General features: G+C 58.4%; 12 protein-coding genes. 9 read left to right on the top strand and 3 right to left on the bottom strand.

Annotated features, from left to right (window positions below):
* Positions 1 to 333 precede the first annotated feature (333 nt).
* Complete coding sequence (locus IPM39_25760) at positions 334 to 3,150, top strand: PAS domain S-box protein (GenBank protein ID MBK8989427.1); 2,817 nt, start codon at positions 334 to 336, stop codon at positions 3,148 to 3,150.
* Between the two features lie 23 nt (positions 3,151 to 3,173).
* On the opposite strand, the gene IPM39_25755 is transcribed toward IPM39_25760, so the two are convergent.
* Positions 3,174 to 6,200: a hypothetical protein gene (locus tag IPM39_25755; protein MBK8989426.1), complete on the bottom strand. Its 3,027-nt coding sequence runs from the start codon at positions 6,198 to 6,200 to the stop codon at positions 3,174 to 3,176.
* 316 nt (positions 6,201 to 6,516) lie between these two features.
* On the opposite strand from IPM39_25755, the gene IPM39_25750 reads away from it, so the two are divergent.
* From IPM39_25750 to smpB, 3 genes are all read left to right on the top strand, one after another.
* The gene (locus IPM39_25750) at positions 6,517 to 7,716 is read left to right on the top strand and encodes a S41 family peptidase (protein MBK8989425.1); all 1,200 of its coding nucleotides are present in this window, start codon (positions 6,517 to 6,519) and stop codon (positions 7,714 to 7,716) included.
* 2 nt (positions 7,717 to 7,718) lie between these two features.
* Positions 7,719 to 9,131, top strand: a complete 1,413-nt coding sequence (locus tag IPM39_25745; protein ID MBK8989424.1) for a S41 family peptidase — start codon at positions 7,719 to 7,721, stop codon at positions 9,129 to 9,131.
* Positions 9,132 to 9,339: 208 nt separating this feature from the next.
* Positions 9,340 to 9,810: an SsrA-binding protein SmpB gene (gene smpB / locus IPM39_25740; GenBank protein ID MBK8989423.1), complete on the top strand. Its 471-nt coding sequence runs from the start codon at positions 9,340 to 9,342 to the stop codon at positions 9,808 to 9,810.
* Between the two features lie 67 nt (positions 9,811 to 9,877).
* On the opposite strand, the gene IPM39_25735 is transcribed toward smpB, so the two are convergent.
* The gene (locus tag IPM39_25735; protein MBK8989422.1) at positions 9,878 to 10,429 is read right to left on the bottom strand and encodes a gamma-glutamylcyclotransferase; all 552 of its coding nucleotides are present in this window, start codon (positions 10,427 to 10,429) and stop codon (positions 9,878 to 9,880) included.
* Positions 10,430 to 10,903: 474 nt separating this feature from the next.
* Between IPM39_25735 and IPM39_25730 the strand changes: the two genes are divergently transcribed.
* The 5 genes from IPM39_25730 (at position 10,904) to IPM39_25710 (ending at position 16,016) form a co-directional block, all read left to right on the top strand.
* Complete coding sequence (locus tag IPM39_25730) at positions 10,904 to 11,386, top strand: hypothetical protein (protein ID MBK8989421.1); 483 nt, start codon at positions 10,904 to 10,906, stop codon at positions 11,384 to 11,386.
* A 177-nt stretch (positions 11,387 to 11,563) separates the two neighbouring features.
* Positions 11,564 to 12,280 carry a response regulator transcription factor gene (locus IPM39_25725; GenBank protein MBK8989420.1) on the top strand — a complete coding sequence of 239 codons (717 nt, stop codon included), beginning with the start codon at positions 11,564 to 11,566 and terminating at the stop codon, positions 12,278 to 12,280.
* 7 nt (positions 12,281 to 12,287) lie between these two features.
* Positions 12,288 to 13,676 (top strand): HAMP domain-containing histidine kinase, encoded by a 1,389-nt coding sequence (locus IPM39_25720; protein MBK8989419.1) that lies wholly within the window; start codon positions 12,288 to 12,290, stop codon positions 13,674 to 13,676.
* Between the two features lie 226 nt (positions 13,677 to 13,902).
* Positions 13,903 to 14,637, top strand: a complete 735-nt coding sequence (locus IPM39_25715) for a CoA-transferase subunit beta (GenBank protein MBK8989418.1) — start codon at positions 13,903 to 13,905, stop codon at positions 14,635 to 14,637.
* Positions 14,638 to 14,738: 101 nt separating this feature from the next.
* A complete protein-coding gene (locus IPM39_25710) occupies positions 14,739 to 16,016 on the top strand; it encodes an aspartate aminotransferase family protein (protein ID MBK8989417.1) in 1,278 nt (425 codons plus the stop codon).
* Positions 16,017 to 16,256: 240 nt separating this feature from the next.
* On the opposite strand, the gene IPM39_25705 is transcribed toward IPM39_25710, so the two are convergent.
* The gene (locus tag IPM39_25705) at positions 16,257 to 17,738 is read right to left on the bottom strand and encodes a hypothetical protein (protein ID MBK8989416.1); all 1,482 of its coding nucleotides are present in this window, start codon (positions 17,736 to 17,738) and stop codon (positions 16,257 to 16,259) included.
* Positions 17,739 to 18,099 lie beyond the last annotated feature (361 nt).

Genomic DNA, 18,099 nt, shown 5'->3' with positions numbered 1-18,099 from the left:
TCGAACCGGTCGGCCAAATCGCCAACCGCGTCGCCGGCCAGAACGCCTTCCAACGGAATACGCACTTCGGTTCTCGGCTGCCAGCATGATTGAAACTACTGTCGAGTGGCTGGCAGCAACCAGCTACTCAGGATATACTCTGAAGGAACGGTACTATTGGCGACGCTGCACAGGGGAGTTTGCGCCACACCACAAGAGCAGGCAAGCCGCCCCGGCTGCTGTCGCTCCGCCTATGATGTCCTGAGATGGAGCTATCAGCCACAAACATAGCTCAGTCAATCATCAATCCTTCGGCAAGTTCAGGACCAATCGTCAATCACGCCGGGTTCGCTTATGTCAACAAACCTCGACCCCCTCACCCAATTGCAACGCGAAAACGAAGCGCTGCGCCTGCGTGTTCAGCAGTTGGAAGAAAGCCTGCGGCTGGTGGGTAGGCAGACAGCCATCCCCCCACAAGGCAGCAGCGCTGACCGCCTGCGCCAGGTCCACGACGAATTAGCCCACCGCGAATCGCTGCTGCGGGCCACGCTGTACAGCATCGGCGACGCCGTGATTGCGACAGACACGCGGGGCCAGGTGACGATGATGAACCGGGTGGCCGAGGCCCTGACTGGCTGGGAGGAGGTGGAGGCGCAGGCACGGCCGTTAAGCGATATTTTTCGCATCATCAACGAACAAAGCCGCGCCACAGTGGAAAACCCGGTAGGCCAGGCGCTGCGCCAAGGCGTGGTCATTGGGTTGGCAAACCACACCCTGCTCCTGGCGCGTGACGGCCGTGAACACCCCATCGCCGATGCCGCCGCGCCCATTTTAGGCGCAGACGGCCGCATTGCCGGTGTCGTGCTTATCTTCCGCGACCAAACAGCCGAACGGCAGGCGCAGCAAGCGCTAGAAAAAGCCAAAGAAAACCTGGAACGCGCCGAACAGCAGGCCGGCCTGGGCAGTTGGCATCTTGACGCTGGCAGTGGGCAGGGCTACTGGTCCCAACAGATGTTCCGTCTATACGATCTAGAGCCAGACGACACCCCACCAGCTTTTGCCGACTATTTAGACAGGATCCATCCCGAAGACCGCCACCTGGTGCAAGCCGCGTTAGACGACATGATCGCCGGTAGGGAGCCAGAGGATCGGGAGTTCCGCACCAATCCGGCGCGGGCGACCCTGCGCTACTTGCGCCCCACCTGGCACTGCACCTACCACGCCGACGGCCGTCCCATGACCTTTAGCGGCACTCTGCTGGACATTACCAACCAGAAGCAGTCCGCCGAAGCGCTGGTGAGCAGCAAACAGAGCTACATGGACATCTTCAACACGGTGTCTGAAGCCATCTACATCCAACGTGAAGATGGGGTTTTCATAGATGTCAACAAAGGCGCGGAAGTGATGTACGGCTTTTCGCGCGACGAGTTGATTGGACAAACACCGGCGTTTATATCTGCGCCTGACCGCAACAACCTACCCCGAATTCTTCATCTGCTGCAGCAGGTTGCCGCCACCGGCCGCCCGGTCATGTTCGAATTTTGGGGGCGGCGTAAAAATGGCGAACTGTTTCTCAAAGAAGTCATCGTCAACAAAGGCAAATATTTCGGCCAGGATGTGTTGATTGCCACTGCCCGCGACATCAGCGAACGCAAAAAGGCTGAGGAAGCGCGCGAACAACTGCTGGCGCAAGTGGCCCAACAGGTACAACAGGTACAGGGGATCATGGACACGGTGCCACAAGGGGTATTTTTGTTAGACAATCACAACCGGGTGGTACAGGCCAACCCGGCAGCGCAGCGCAATCTGGCCGATCTGGCCAGCATTGCTCTGGGCCAACCGCTAACCCATTTGGGCGACCATTTGTTAGAGGATCTGCTCACATCGCCCGCCAAAGGGCTGTGGCATGAAGTGCGGGCTGAAGAACGCACCTTTGAAGTGATTGCCCGCCCAATGGCCCCAGGCCTGGGGTCTGAAGGGTGGGTGATGGCGCTGCGCGAAGTGACCGAACAGCGCTGGATTGAAGAGCAGCTCCGGCAGCATGAACGGTTGGCGGCTGTAGGACAGTTGGCGGCGGGGATTGCCCATGATTTTAACAACCTGCTGGCGATCATTATGCTGCACACCGATCTGTTGGCGGCGACTATATCGCTGCCACCCAAAGGGCAAAAACAACTGGCGATCATTGAACAACAGACAAAACGGGCCACGCAGTTAATCCAGCAGATTTTAGACTTTAGCCGGCAGGCTTCGTTGGCGACACGGCCGTTAGACCTCTTACACACCTTGCAAGAAGAGACAAAACTGCTGCGGCGCACCCTGCCCGAACACGTTCAGATCGATCTGTACGCCGACCCCGGCGATTATCTGGTCGAGGCCGACCTGACCCGCATCCAACAGGTGATCCTCAATCTGGCCGTCAACGCCCGCGACGCCATGCCTGACGGCGGACGACTGACATTTCGGCTGACCCACCTGGCGCTGTCCGCCGCCCAAGAAGCGCCGCTGCCCACCATGCACCCAGGCCATTGGATTCACCTGGCCGTGAGCGACAGCGGCGCAGGTATTGAGCCAGACGTTATCAGGCACATATTCGAGCCATTTTTTACGACCAAAGGACCCGGCAAAGGGGTGGGGTTGGGGCTGGCGCAGGTACATGGCATTGTGGGGCAGCACAACGGTCATATCAATATCACCAGTCAGGTTGGCAAGGGGGCCACATTCGACATCTACCTGCCCGCTTTGGTGCTGCAAAACAACCTGAACAGCAGGCCGCCGGCCGACACCGCCTTGTCCAGACCGGGCGCGCGCCTGTTGATTGTGGAGGACGATGCGATGCTGCGGTCGGCGCTGGCCGATAGCTTGCGCCTGTGGCAGTATGAGGTGTGGGAAGCCGCCAACGGACTGGAGGCGCTGGCTTCATTAGCACAGGGCGACAAGCCGATGGATTTGATCCTCAGCGATGTGATTATGCCGCACATGGGCGGCGTGGCTCTTATTCAGGCGCTGCGGCAGCAGGGCTGGCAAACGCCGGTGATTTTTATGTCTGGTCATCCATTGGACATGACTTTGCCCACTTTGCGAACGGTTGGCGCGGCCGCCATTTTGAACAAGCCAATAGACCCGGTTCATTTGAATCAGACGATCACGGCCGTTTTAGCGGGGGAGTAGAAACGTGGTGTGAACAGTGACGATCACGAATGATTAGCCGGGGGACGGGCGTAGGTGTAGGTGAATAAGCCAATCACCCCACCGACAAGGGTGGTGATCAGCCCGGCCCAGCCGCCAAAACTGGAAAACACGGCCGTACCTGGCAGCCCCAGCGCGTAATAAATGTAGATCAGCAAACCGCCCGCCAGGCCCCACAATACCCAACCCACCTGCCACGTCAGGTTCATCTGGTAACGCAAACCGAGGCTGTAGCCCAACACAGCAATGACCAGCAGCCCACCCAAAACGGCCGTCAACATCGCAATTTCCGACCGCGCAATGCTAATCAGGGGTAGTTCAGGTGGATTTTGCAGAGGGACGGCCGTGGCTGTTACCGCCGGCTCAGGCGTCTCTGTGGGAGCGGGCGTCTCTGTGGGGGTGGGCGTCAGGGTGGGCGTTTCCGTCGGCGATGGCGTCGGCGTAATCACGGCCACCTGCGCCGCCCCTTCGATGAGGATGTCCACCTCTTCCGAAGCGCGGGCATCGCCAGAAACGGCCGTAATGCGAAACTTTCCCGGCCCGGTGCTGGCTTGCAGCACATAATCCAACTGCGCCACGCCATTGCTCGTCGGGACCTCGGCAATCACATTAAACGTGCCCTGAATACGGTCTCGCTGCATAAATTGGACTATCGTGCCGCCGGGAACCGGGTGGCCGTTGCGGTCACGAATGACGCCCGTTTGCAGCCGCAGCGTATCCCCCACCGATGTTTCCAACGGCGCTTCGCTGGAAGGCGACTGCACGCCGCCCTGACCATCCACCACATACAACTCAATCACCTGATTGGGATCAGGTGAGGTTTGGCTGGCGACGCTGTAACGGATACCCTCAATATCCACTGGCGACCGCCCACTCAGCGGCAGTTCCAAAAACAAAGCCCGCGCCGAAGCATCTATAAAGGCATCTATTTTGCTGTACACGCCAAAATAAGCCGTTAATTTACTGATTTCTGTGCTGTCCAGGTAATAGGGCGCGTGGTAGGCAAAGGCAATCACCTGCTTGTTGCGCAGCAAATCCTGGCGCTGCACCAAAAAGTCGTGCAGCGGCTGCATCTGGCTGTCGTCCAGCATGGCAAAAACGATCCAATCCACGCCATCGCGGAACGCTTCTTGCACCCGGTAGGCGGCCGGGATGGTCGGCGTCGGGGCGGGCGTGGGCGTGGGGTCCAGCGGCAGGAACTGCGTATCTGGCGTGCCGGCCGCTTCAGTGGTCGGCGTAGGCGGCGGCGTGGCCGTAGGCAGCACGATCAGATCGGGACCGGCGGCCACAAAATCGCGCAAATCGGCAAAGGTGAAGCTGGTGATTTGCTCTGGCTGCACCTGGCCGCTGGCGGCCGGGCCATACAAGGTGAGAATGTATTCGGCCAGCGCCGTAGGACCAATGTACGGTTCCGCCGGGCAGCCGCTGCACTGCCGCGCCTCCTGCAAATCGGTAAAAATGAGGATGCGGTCGCCGGGGCCAGGTGGGCGGGCCAGCCGTTCGGCCAATTCCTCCGCGCTGGGGGAGATGAGGGTGACAGCCGATTGAGCCATGTCGAACACGGCCGTATTCCCCTGCCCGATCTGTTCCGCCAAACCTTCCGTATCCACCAGCACATTTTGCGGCGCAAAGTCGCCATTGTACAGCCGGAGCTTGGCCTGCAAAATGCGCAGCGCCGCCTCGTCTAGCCGCTGCCGGAAGGTCGGGTCGGTAACATACAATTCCTGAAACCAGAGCAGCGTATTCTGCACATTCTCTAACTGCTGGCTGTACGGAGCATCGCCCAGGGCAAAATCATCTAACAAGAGGAGATCGTTGCCGGCCAAAAAGGCGTCTTTAGCGACGCGCCGGTGGGGAAACTCTTGCTCTGTGTCGTCGTAGTAACGCTCGATGGAGCGCGCACCAAGCGAATCGGAGACAAGCAGACCGCCGTTTTGGTACCAGGCAGCCAGCCGAGGCAGGCCCAACAATGTGCTGAGGGCTTGCCGGTCGAAACTGACCGGGGCTGTGGTGGCGCGGATGTTACCCTGGAAGCCTTGATAGCGGATATGGGTGGTGAGCAAACCCTCGACAACGGCCGTTCCAGCCCCATTTTGCCCGGTGACTGCTAAAAACGGAACCAGTTCCGTCTGCAGAAGCTGTTCCAACGACTTGCGGATGGTGGGGATTTCCTGGTCGGTAGGGCGGTCACTGCTGCCGCTGCCAGGAAAATATTTGGCGATGACCGCCAGACGGCCGCCGCTGCCCTGTTGCAGCCCAGACACATACGCCTGACCCATCAGCCCCACCCAATAGGCGCTGCCGCCAAAGGAGCGCGTGCCGGTGGCACTGTTTGCCGCCAACATCGGGTTCTCCAGCACGTCCAGCGTCGGGCCAAACAACATATTCAACCCCAGGGCGCTCAACTCGCGCCCGACAAGAGTACCAATAGTGTTGGCGTTGTCTGGCTTCCAGGTTGCGCCGATAGCCATATTGCTGGGCACGGCCGTCAATCCGCTGATAATCTGGTCTGTCAGAGGACCATCCCCTTCCTGGCTGATGGCAATGAACAGGGGGATGGGGGCATTGCGTGGGACGGGGGTGGGGCTGGGCACGGCCGTTGGCGTTGGCTGGTCGTTGTCGGCCGGTATCGGCGTGATGTCTGACTCCAGGCTGTCATCGGTTGTAGAAAAGCCCAACAGAGCAAGGCGCTGCAAATCATTGGTCAGCGCGGCAACCTGTGCCGGCGCATTGGCCGGGTCGCCAAACCCGGTGATATTGTCATTATTTGCCAGCAGCACCACGCCACCGACATGATAATTCAAGATCAAGTCAGCAACCGCACTGCTTTGGGGAGCGCTGTCACCTTCAAACGTCACCAGAAAAACCTGCCCCACCCGCTCGGCGACACTCATCGCCTGTAAAATGGCTTGAGCTTGCTGGGCAATGGTTGGCGTGTCTTCCTGGGCAAGAACGGCCGTTTGCTTTCCCCCTGGCAGCACAAGACAGGCTAAAAGGGTAACCAGCACGCCAATGCGCCAAAAGTGTCTCATGGTGAAGGGTATCATTTAGCGGGAACGAATTCCCTGGTTTACGTAGACGGGTGTCCGTTACCCGTCATCCGTAATCCGTGCGCCTTATGGCGCATACCGGATGACGAGTCCTCACACGCCAGGCCAACCGGTGGGGGCAAAGCGGCGTTTTTGCCCCGGCTGCCTGTTATGTCAGGTTAAGACAATTATAACGTAGATTGCCCTACAGAACACCTGTGTTACAATCTTTTTTCAGTTTTAACATAAAGACTTAATCAAAAATACAGGCTAAACTGCCCGAATGTGTGCATGATATGTCGGGCAGTTTTTTTGTACTATGTCAGAAAAAACACGCAACATCTTAGCCATCGCCATGTTAATGCTGCTTGCCGGCAGCGCTTTTGTGGCCGGTTATTTCACCAATGATTTTGTGGAGCTGCAAACCGGCGGCACGCTGGTGCGGCAGCGCCAGGAGTTTGACGTTTTTTGGGAAGCGTGGGAGCGCATCGAAGAGAGCTTCATTGGCGACATGCCCTCCACGCGAGACCTGACCTACAACGCGATTCGCGGCTCCATGTCTTATCTACAAGACCCGTATACCGTGTTTATTGAACCGGTAGCTCGGGCCGAGGAGCGCCAATCGCTGCAAGGCACGTTTGGCGGCATTGGCGCACTGCTGTCGCGGCCGGAAGAGGGCGGGCCAATTATTCTGGAACCCATCCCCGGCAACCCGGCGGAGAAGGCGGGGATGCTGTTGGGGGATGTGCTGCTGGCCGTGGATGGGTTGGAGATTACGCCGGACCTGGCGGTAACGGCCGTGCGCGACATGGTGCGCGGCGAAAAAGGCACAGTGGTCGTGCTGACAGTCATCCATCCCGGCGAAACGGAACCGGTAGACCTGGAAATTGTGCGCGGCGATATTCTGGACCCCTCGGTCAGCTACCGGTTGATGGGCGACGACAACACCATCGGCTACATTCGGTTGGCCCGTTTTAGCGGCGAAAGCAGCCGGGAAGTGGCTGAAGCCATCACCAGTTTGCAGGAGCAAGGGGCGACCACGCTGATTTTGGACCTGCGTAACAACGGCGGCGGGCTGCTGAACGCCGCCGTGGAAGTGGCCGACCATTTCCTGGCGAATGGACCAATTTTGTACCAGGTGAGCAAAGATGAAGGGGAACGCGCCTATATGGCGACCACCACTACCCTGTCCCCAGACACGCCGCTGGTAGTGCTGGTGAACGCGGGCACGGCCAGCGCTTCGGAGATTGTGGCCGGGGCATTGCAAGACCGGGAACGGGCCACTCTCATCGGCGACCACCAGACCTATGGCAAAGGGTCGGTGCAGTTGGTCTATGACCTTAGCGATGGCTCATCAGTGCATGTGACATCGGCGCGCTGGTTTACGCCAAACCACCACCAGATTGATCAGCAGGGGTTGCAGCCGGATATTACTGTAGTCGTTACTCAGGAAGCGATTGACAACGGCCGTGATGAGGTCCTCAACCGCGCCCTTGAATTTTTACAAAACGAGAGTTGACAATGAATGATTCTAAATCCTCGCCGGTAAAGTGGATTGTATGGATTGTGGGCGGTCTGGGCCTGGTTTGTCTGGTAAGCACCATGAGCGCCGCCAGTTTCTTCCTGGGCCGGGCCAGCGCGTTTAATAACACGGCCGTCGAAACAGTGACCGAGTTGGTCGAAGTGACGCGGCAGGTGGAAGTGGTGGTCACAGTGGTGGAGACGGTGGTAGAAACGGCCGTGCCCATCCCCACCACCACCGTACCCACCACCCCCCAGGCGGAAACAGCGACCGAGGTGGTGGCCCAACCAGACCCACCCACACCCCAGCCCACCGAGACAACCCCGGAAACGGCCGTGCCCGAAGTGGTACAAGACCTCGACCTGGACATTTTTTACGAAGCCTGGAACATCATTGGGCAGCAGTATGATGGCGAACTGCCGGACGACGAAGAACTGCTGTACGCCATCATCGGCAGTTCCATCAATGCACTAGATGACCCCTACACCCGTTTTGTTGTGCCAGAGGTGGCCGCCCGGCTGCGCCAGGACATGGGTGGTTCGGTGGAAGGCATTGGCGCTTTTGTCCGCGAAACCGAGGATGGCTTCATTGAAATTGTGCGCCCCATCAACGGCCAACCGGCCGATCTGGTGGGCCTGCGCGCCGGCGACCTGATCATCGCCGTGGATGGCGAATCCATTATCGGGCAGGGCATAGACGAGGTGCTGTTGAAGGTGCGCGGACCGCAGGGCAGCGTGGTGGTCCTCACCATCCTGCGCGGCGGCGATGAGGAGCTGGAATTTACCGTAACACGGACGCGCTTCGAGATTCCCATCATCGAGACCAGCATGGTGACGGATGACATTGGTTATATTCGCCTGACGGAGTTTAACGCCAACGCCAACCAACGGGTGCGCGAAGCGCTGAACGAACTGACAGCGCAGGGGGCGCAAAGCATCATCTTCGATTTGCGCGACAACCCCGGCGGTTTCCTGGACCAATCTATCCGCATCGCTGACCTGTTTTTGGCCGACGGGGTGATTTTGTTTGAGCGAAACAACAAGGGCTTGTCGGAAACATTTACGGCCGTGCCTGGCGACGAAGGCGAAGAAATACCGATGGTACTGCTGGTGAACGCCGGCAGCGCCAGCGCGTCGGAAATTGTCGCCGGGGCGCTGGGCGACAACGATCGCGCCATCCTCATCGGCGAAACAACGTTTGGCAAGGGGTCGGTGCAGCAGCTTCATACCCTGTCCAATGGCGCGGAACTGCGCGTGACCATTGCCCGCTGGTACACCCCGGCCAATATCTCCATCAGCGACGCCGGCATCGCCCCGGACATCGAAATCCCCTCGCCCGATGATTTCGACCTGGGCGGCGAGGGAGATACGCAGTTGGAACGGGCGATAGAATATTTGCAGACCGGGCAGTAGCGGGGGAGAATTGTTAATTGTCAATTCAGACACCAACTAACTAACCATGTCTTTTGCCAGACAACACTGGCAGAAGAAGGCGTCATTCTGACGAGTCTTCGAGGAAGAATCCCCCCTTGCAGCAGACAAATGGGGATTCTTCGCTCCGCAGACTCCGCTCAGAATGACAATTAATTGTCGATAGTGGCGCTGTTAGCGCCTAACCAACATGGCAAAACCAGAGGGCAGCATCAAAGTAATAGCCAAAAACAAACGGGCGACGTTTGATTTTCAACTGTTGGACAAATTCGAGGCGGGGCTGGTGTTAACCGGCACAGAAATCAAGTCCATCCGCGACCATCAGGTGAACCTGCAAAACAGCTACGTGCAGGCGCGCAAAGGGGAACTGTGGCTGGTAGACGTTCACATCGCCCCTTACGTTCACGGCACACGGGAAAACCATGACCCGGTACGGCCGCGCAAACTGCTGCTGCACCGGCGCGAAATCAACAAAATTCTGGACCAGATAGCCCAGAAAAGTTTAACACTGATTCCCACGCGGCTGTATTTGAAAGACGGCCGTGCCAAAATTGAAATCGCCCTGGCGCGGGGCAAACAAAAGCAGGACAAACGGCAAGACATCGCCAAGCGCGACGATCAACGGCGCATGGAACGGGCTTTGCAGGAGAAATACCGGTAGTTGTGGGGCCAGTGTTCAGTGGTCAGTGGTCAGTGGTCAGTTTTGGATGGTCGGGGGTGAATGATTTTTATGCGCCGGTAGGGGGTGGATTGAGCAGGCCGTGGACAGACGCGATGGATTGCCACCACTGCTCGATGTCGGGAAACGTGGCCGCCGCATAGGCGGCCCAGTCACCGCCGGGGATAGGCTTCATATCTGGCTGGGCGGCGGTGTGCCCCAGATAGACCCAGGCGGTATAGAGACGGCCGTCTGCCCCAGTGACCAGACACTTCACCCGCCGGTAAGCCGAAGCGTCTGGCCGGGTTGGGTCATATCCTTCCAGCGCGTCCAAACGGTCCAGCACCTGTTGATACTGTTCCGCCTCTATCTGGAGCAGCACACCCCGCACAGATTCCTCACCCTCTTGCACCAACATAGGAAAAGCGCCTAAGTCATAGAGACGGCCGTTAGGCAGTACGGCCGTTTGCTGCCCGGCGACAGCCTCTTGCCACAAATAAGCATTGGGCTGACCCGGCAGCAGCGTGCCATAGACAAAAAACGGTAAAGGTTCGGGATTGGGTTTCATATCCGTTTGATGGACCATTTGATGGCCCATTTGATGGACCATTTGATGGGCCATTTGCGAAACACCTCTTGGTTTGCCCATCGGCAAAGATACGGCCGGCCTGGCAGTCTGTCGGCAAAGTAAAAATTGATACACGGATGACACGGATTTTCGAGTGATTTGTCTGTGAAAATCGGTCCTATCCGTTCAATCACCACCGTTGGATACCGACTTGTGGACACTACCACCAGGCTGTCTGAAGACGTTTGGGATTGTATAACGTTCTATGGTTCTGCCAAACCCAGATTGCCGCCGCGAGAGGGGCACAGCGATGGCCTGCCAGGGCGTTGTACGAACGCTTAAGGTCCTCATAAGGTAATGAAAAACTGTCGTTAAAGGCAAAACGGCCGTTCCTCCATTATGCTTACTCTTGTGTGTGGGTGATGGGCGGCAAGCGCACAACACCCACCGGGGAAGAGAAGTGAGGAGATGGTGGGTACTCAGCAACCGGCTGAGTACCCACCCCATTAGCAATCAAAAGGACGCATCATGAAAAAATGGTATGCAGGCATCTTGTTAGCGCTGGGTTTGATTATGTTGGCCGCTGCTGCGCCGACGTTTGCCGCGGGCACGGCCGTTTCCCGCCCATTCACCGGCACATTTGCGGGTATCGTTGATGGCGATTTTGGCAGCAGCGCCCCGCTGACGCTGTCGCTGACCCAGCGCGGCAATGTGGTTGAGGGTACGGCCGTCATCGGCGAAGGGCTAGAAGTGAACGCCGGTGGTTTCTGCGGCGCGGCCGTTGTGCCGGCCACCAGCGCCACCGCCAGCGGAACCACCACCAACCGCCAACCGCGCCGCCTGGCCGCCAACATCCCGTTCGAGGTCAGCGGCATGAACATCACTGCCCGCGCCACCGGCGACTTATCGGCCAATGGGCAGGAATTGGTCATCGAAGTGAAGATAGACACCCCCTTCCTCTGCGGCCGCGATCCGGTGATAAGCGGCACATTATTGTCAGTCAGCAGTTAACAATCAATTGTTGACTGTTCCCCTTCCTATGGGTGGCAGGATTGGCGCAAACCAATACCTGCCACCTTGTTACCCCTTTACCCACCACGCCCACAAGCTGCCCCACAGCAGGCGGCCCTGCCTATCGAATCTGGCAAGATTCTGGTAAAATGGCCGCATTCTTGCGCAGGACAGGAGATGATGGGCAAACACATTCTCGTGGTAGATGACGACACATTGATGCGCCGCAGCATCGGCTTTAAATTGGAACAGGCTGGCTATCGCGTCAGCACGGCCGGCAGCGCTGAAGACGGGCTGGCCCTGGCCCGGCGCGACCGCCCCGACCTGGTATTGCTGGATGTAGGGCTGCCGGGCATGGATGGCCTGGAAGCCCTGCGCCACTTGCAGTTGGAAATGGACAACGTGCCCGTCATTTTTGTCACCGCCCGGCGGCGCGAATTGGACACAATTTTGGGGTTGGAATTGGGCGCAGACGCTTACATCACCAAACCTTTCAACCCCGATGTGCTGTTGGCCCATGTGCGTTCCGTCTTGCGGCGCAGCGGCAGCGCCGCCGAACCGCCCAGCCGGCCAGAGCCAATCACCGTCGGCGACCTGACCATCAATCCGGCCGCCCACACTGTTGAGGTGGCCGGGAACATGCTGGCGCTGCCGGCCAAAGAATTTGCCGTTTTGCATACCCTGGCCCTGGAAGCGGGTTACGTCGTCACCATGGACGATCTGTTGAATCAGGTTTGGGGCGCGGAATTTAGCGGCGAACCTCAGGTTGTCTATGTGCATGTCCGCTGGCTGCGCGAAAAAATAGAAGATAACCCCCAGGAACCCAAACGGCTGGTCACTGTGCGCGGCGTCGGCTATAAGCTAATGCCTTACATTCGCCCACAATCCAAATAAACTTCCTATGTCTATGCGCAGTCGGTTTATTCTCAGCCATGTGCTGCCCCTATTATTGATTCTGCCGCTGATCGGCGTAGCCCTGATCTATCTGCTGGAAACGCAGATCCTTTTGCAAGACCTGTCGGCCAATCTCACGCGGCAGGCTGTGCTAATCGCTGCTACCACCAACGGCCGTACCGACATCTGGACCAACCCGCAGCAGGCCCAGGCTTACCTGGCCCAATTCGACGACCAGTTAGATGTGCAGGTATCGCTGTTGTCCGCCTCTGGCGATTACCTGGCAGCCACCGACGACGACGCCCTCCCGCTGGTGCGCCCCACCCCAGACCTGCCCAGCCTCAACGCCGGGCAGCGGCAAGTCGCCGTGACTTACCGCCCCGACGAACAGTCGGCGACGATTTACGTGCCGGTGGTGGACGTGAACCAGCATGTGTTGGGCATTGTGCAGGTGTCCGATCAACTGGAAAGCGTTGCCAGCAGTTTTACCCGGCTGAGTCAATTTGTCCTGCTGGTGTTGGCGGTGGCGTTGGCCGCCAGTATGCTGCTGGGGCTGATTCTGGCGCTGCGCCTGGAAAGGCCGATTGGCGCGGTGACAACGGCCGTTGCCGATATTGCCACCGGCCAGCGCAGCGAACCCGTCCCGGAAACAGGAACCAGAGAGACCAAAAAGCTGGCCCAGTCTGTCAATCTCTTAACAGACCGTTTGCGTGAATTGGAAGAGACCCGGCAGCGGTTGTTAGCCAATCTGGTGCATGAAATCGGACGGCCGTTGGGGGCGCTTAAAGCGGCCGTCAACGTGCTGCGCGACGGCGCCGGCAATGACCCGGCCCTGCGCGAGGAATTTCTGGCCGGCATGGACAACACCATCAGCCGCATGGAGCCGCTGCTAGACGACCTGGCCGGGCTGCACGGGCAAATTCTGGGCAACATCTCCCTCAATCGCCAAACCATCCAGCTAACCGATTGGCTGCCCGCCCTGCTGCCCACCTGGCGGGCGGCCGCCCAGGAAAAGGGATTGGTCTGGCGCAGCGACCTGCCCGACCAACTATCGCCGCTGCACGCCGACCCCGACCGGCTGGCGCAGGCGATGGGCAACCTGGTCAGCAACGCCATTAAATATACCCCCAGCGGCGGCCGTATCACCATCGCTGCCGGGGAAACCGAGACAGAAATCTGGCTGCAAGTCGGCGACAATGGCCCAGGTATTCCCGCGGAAGAACAAGAACTCATTTTTGCCGCGTTTTACCGCAGCCAGCGCGACCGCCGTTTTCCTCAGGGCCTGGGCCTGGGCCTGACCATTGCCAGGGAAATTGTGGCAGAGCATAACGGCCGTATCACCCTCCATTCTACCCCAGACGCCGGCAGCCTGTTCACCATCCACCTGCCAAGATAAACCATGCCCATCAGCCTACCAAATGATGGGCATTTCTAATTGTCGTTGACAACTTTTGAAGTTGGTCTAAGATTCCTGTCTAAGAATTCTACTTTGACCTGACCTGATTGCCCCACCAACTTTTTGTCTCGAACGGGACTTCTGGAACACGCTCAGGGGATATTTGAAACTTAACCAACCACTATTTACCGAAGGTTCTTTTATGGACTATACGCCCTCAGAATTAATGATTATCAACGCATCCCGCGCTTTGCAGGGCAGCCACGTCGTTTTTGTCGGCGTCGGTCTGCCCAACATCGCCTGCAACCTGGCCCGGCGCAGCCATTCACCAGAGATGGAACTGGTTTACGAAAGCGGCGTCTTTGGCGCCAACCCGGCCCGTCTGCCCCTCTCCATCGGTGACCCCACGCTGGTCAGCGGGGCAAAATCCGTCGTCAGCATGGCCGATTTGTTCATGTATTACCTGCAAGGTGGGCTGGTAGACGTGGCTTTGCTAGGCGGCGCGCAAATTGATCGCTATGGTAATTTGAATACAACAGTTATTGGTGATTATGCGAGGCCGAAGGTGCGTCTGCCCGGTTCTGGTGGCGCGTGCGAAATCGCCATCAACGCCCAAAAAATCTTGATGATCATGCGCCTGAAAGGGCGCGCCTTTGTGGACAAACTGGACTTTGTCACCAGCCCCGGCCACCTGGATGGCGGCGACGCCCGGCAGCGCGCCGGGCTGCCCGGCGAAGGCCCCACACTGGTCATCACCGACCGGGCGTTGTTTGATTTTGCCAACCCCGACCACGAGATGACCCTGATTGAAGTCGCGTCAGGGGAAACGGTGGAAAGCATCCAGGCGGACATCGCCTGGCCGCTGCGCGTCTCGCCCAACCTGAAGCAAATCGTGCCGCCCCAACCCATCGAATTGGACATCATCCGGCAGCAGTTAGACCCGGAAGGCATGTACCGCTAACCTGGGAGCGCAGGACGCCCGCACACCCAAAAACCAAAAAGGATTTCACCACAATGACTACGCGATACGCCCACCCACAGGGCCACGTGTTTTACCGCAAGATGGATTACGCCCGACCCAAAATTTCTCATGGGGAGGGCATTTATTTGTATGATGTAGAAGGCAAGCGCTATATTGATGGTTCCGGCGGGCCGCTGGTGGTGAACGTGGGACACGGCCGTACTGAAATTGTCGAAGCCATGCGCCAACAAGCCCAGTCCGCCGCCTACGTCCACGCCACCATGTTCACCAGCGAAGCCATCGAAACCTACTCCGATGCCCTGGCTGAAATTGTGCCGCTGGACAAGCCGCGCTTCTTCTACCTCAGCAGCGGCTCCGAAGTAGTGGAAGGGGCTATGAAATTGGCGCGCCAGATTCAGATGGCCCGCGGTGAAACCAGCCGCTATATCGTCATCTGCCGCTCACTCAGCTATCATGGCATGAGTTTGGGCGCGCTCAGCGTCAGCGGTCGGCCTGGCTTTCGCAACCCCTACCTGGGCATGATGCAAAACATGCCTCACATTCGCCACCCTTACCCCTACCGCTTCCCGGCCACTGGTGTGGAGTTGGCCGGGCGGCTGGAAGAATCCATTCTGGCCTACGGCCCGGAAAACGTCTCGGCCTTCATCGCCGAACCAATCAGCGGCGCCAGCCTGGGGGCCGTCGTACCGCCGGATACTTATTGGCCGCGCATCCGCCAGATTTGCGACCGTTATGGCGTGCTGCTGATCGCCGACGAGGTGTTGGTGGGCATGGGGCGCACCGGCAAGTGGTGGGCGCTGGACCATTGGGACACGCAGCCGGACATTCTGATCACTTCCAAAGGCACGGCTTCGGGTTATTTCCCGTTGGGCTTTGTGGCGGCGCACGGCCGTGACGTGGACCAGATTTTCCATACCCTCGGCGATTTCAATCACGGCGGCACATTTAGCCACCACGCTGTGGGCGCGGCCGCCGGGTTGGCCACACTGCGCATTTTGCAGAATGAACAGTTGGTGGAAAATGCGGCCAACCTGGGACCTTACATGAATACCAGGCTGCACCATGCCTTCGCCCATCACACCCACATCGGCGACATTCGTGGCCGGGGGTTGTTCTGGGGGCTGGAGATTGTGCAAGACCGGGCTACCAAAACCCCCTTCCCGTCCAAACAGAAAATAGCCTGGCGCCTCGCGGAACGCGCTTTTGAGTTGGGGCTGGTGATCTACTATTCGCAAGGCTGCGCTGATGGTGCGTCAGGCGACGTGATTATGCTGGGACCGCCGCTGATCATCAACCAGGCGCAGATAGACGAGATGCTGGCCGTGCTGGAACTGGCTGTTACCGAAATTCTCGGCTAGCAGGTTGTCGGAAAACTCAAAACAGGTACACGGATTGAACGGATTCGACGGATTTTTACGGATACATCACCAGAAAATCGGTGTAAATCCGTTCAATCCGTGTCATCCGTGTATCCATTTCTACTTTTCCGACAGGCTGCTAGTATCCGTATTCGGTAATCCGTAAGGCGCTAACTCTGGCAAACCCTGTCAGAATACGGTATACGGACTTCGGGTTACTGGTACCAGACAGAACGGCCGTTACCCAGGCCCAAACCGCTGCAACAGGTTGTTGTCATAAGCGCGGTCGGGATTGGCGCGCATGTAGCGCCGCACCACACCATCTGCCAGCGTCCGTTCAACGGCGTGATAACCGGGCGTCACAATCAACTCTGCTTTTACCAACCGGGCCAGTTCCGGCGCGGCCAACCAACGTTCGCCGGCAAGTTGTAACTCTCCAATCCGTCGCTGCCGGCGGAAATAAAGCCCATCCACAATATCGGCGGTAAGGGGGTTGACAAACACCTGAGCAAAAACGGCAATGTGCCCATCTTCCACCAGGCTTTGGTCTGGCGTAGAATCGGGGCGCACTTCGCCCACGCCGGCATTCAGCGCCAGCCCTTCGGCCAAAGCTGCCAGACCATCGCCGAGGGCGGCGGTAATCGCGCCGCGCACCCGAAATGGCGCGGCGGCCAATTCCGTTTCTACTTCGCCCAGGCTGGTTCCCTGGCTGGCAAGCAGCACCATGCCCAGCAGCGGTCCCAGGCCGAAAGTGAACAAACCGCCCACCGGCTGGGACAAAAAAAGCAGCAAGTCAATCCACCAGGGCAGGTCCACATTCACCACAATCTGGCTGCTGTCTGCGGCAAATTGGGTTGTGCCGCGCAGCAGGCGCATCCGCACCGGACCGATAAAAGTGACGACGGCCGTATCTTGTTCCGCACGGCCGTTTACCTGCAATACATCTCCCTGCATCAGCAAAGAAAGATCGGTGATCGTCGCGCCGTTTATCTCGGTGTTCACCAAAGCGGCCGCCTGGGCGGCCAACACAGCGTTGAGCAGCCGACGGCTGTAGATAATGCCAAACTCGGTCAGCGACGGCAAAAGGCTGCTCACGTCGCCGCCGTCAGGCGCGTCGCCCGGCAGGGCCACCTGAACCGCCAGGCTGTCTACGCGCGTGATATCGGCGGCGCGGCGCAAACGCAAAGCCACCGCCCAGCTATCGCGGGCCGGGGGATCATCGGGGAACAGGTTGGTTTCCAGGCTGTCTACCATGGGGGTTACAATGTCCAATTCCACACTGTCCAACACCGCCTGCGTTTCCGCCGAAGTGAAAAAATCGTCAATCATGGCCTCTGTCAATGGAAAAGCCGGGGGCTGATCCACGCCGCCATATACCAGCCGGACTACCGGCGTGTTGTCGGGCCGCGCCGCCAGCACAAAGGTTAACCGCGCCCAGCTATCCAACGGGAAAGTCCCCGCGGCCGGACCCGTGCTAATCCCGGCCGGCCGTAGTTCCACATCGCCCACTAGGTGCAGCAGCGAACGAAGGTCGGCGGCTGGACCACCCAATTCAAAAGAAGGCGGCTGCAAACGCACCGTTACATTGCGCACGCCCAAAGGCGTCGGCCGGTCGCTGCTAGAAACGGCCGGGATAATACCGATCCGATAAAACGCCTTGAAGAACTCGTCAAAAAGAGGCACGGCCAGCACAGCAGCCACTTGCGCTTCACCTATATTCATCGGGAGACCTCCTAACATGGACAAGCCAGAATCACAATCTTTCGTGCCGGGTATTGTGCCATCTTAAACGGGTTTGAGGGGTGGCGTCAAGGGGATTGACGGAGCTTCGTAGGCGCGGGGTCTTGCCGCACGCCAGAACGGGATGAGAAATTCGCGGCGGCCAACCCCAGACAAAACTCACCCCGTTTTAACGCCTGTCGTCATAAAGTTCGGGTATGCTATAATTTAAGCTGGTCAGTTGGCGCCGGCAGATAGCTGCAAAAGATTATTTCTGATGTCATTAACGCAACAATTAATTCAACTCCTGAGCGAGCCGCCAGGAAATGTGATTTATCACCTGATCAGCCTGTTTGCTTTGCAG

The organism is Candidatus Leptovillus gracilis, from assembly GCA_016716065.1.
In the GTDB taxonomy this organism is placed as follows: Bacteria; Chloroflexota; Anaerolineae; order Promineifilales; family Promineifilaceae; genus Leptovillus; species Leptovillus gracilis.
Note: the sequence above shows the minus strand (reverse complement) of the source record. Positions and strands in the feature narration are given on the sequence as shown.

Excerpts from the sequence above, each read along its gene's own strand:
- IPM39_25760 (MBK8989427.1), top strand. The coding sequence starts at position 334 with ATGTCAACAAACCTCGACCCCCTCACCCAATTGCAACGCGAAAACGAA.
- IPM39_25755 (MBK8989426.1), bottom strand. The coding sequence starts at position 6,200 with ATGAGACACTTTTGGCGCATTGGCGTGCTGGTTACCCTTTTAGCCTGT.
- IPM39_25750 (MBK8989425.1), top strand. The coding sequence starts at position 6,517 with ATGTCAGAAAAAACACGCAACATCTTAGCCATCGCCATGTTAATGCTG.
- IPM39_25745 (MBK8989424.1), top strand. The coding sequence starts at position 7,719 with ATGAATGATTCTAAATCCTCGCCGGTAAAGTGGATTGTATGGATTGTG.
- smpB (MBK8989423.1), top strand. The coding sequence starts at position 9,340 with ATGGCAAAACCAGAGGGCAGCATCAAAGTAATAGCCAAAAACAAACGG.
- IPM39_25735 (MBK8989422.1), bottom strand. The coding sequence starts at position 10,429 with ATGGCCCATCAAATGGTCCATCAAATGGGCCATCAAATGGTCCATCAA.
- IPM39_25730 (MBK8989421.1), top strand. The coding sequence starts at position 10,904 with ATGAAAAAATGGTATGCAGGCATCTTGTTAGCGCTGGGTTTGATTATG.
- IPM39_25725 (MBK8989420.1), top strand. The coding sequence starts at position 11,564 with ATGATGGGCAAACACATTCTCGTGGTAGATGACGACACATTGATGCGC.
- IPM39_25720 (MBK8989419.1), top strand. The coding sequence starts at position 12,288 with ATGTCTATGCGCAGTCGGTTTATTCTCAGCCATGTGCTGCCCCTATTA.
- IPM39_25715 (MBK8989418.1), top strand. The coding sequence starts at position 13,903 with ATGATTATCAACGCATCCCGCGCTTTGCAGGGCAGCCACGTCGTTTTT.
- IPM39_25710 (MBK8989417.1), top strand. The coding sequence starts at position 14,739 with ATGGATTACGCCCGACCCAAAATTTCTCATGGGGAGGGCATTTATTTG.
- IPM39_25705 (MBK8989416.1), bottom strand. The coding sequence starts at position 17,738 with ATGAATATAGGTGAAGCGCAAGTGGCTGCTGTGCTGGCCGTGCCTCTT.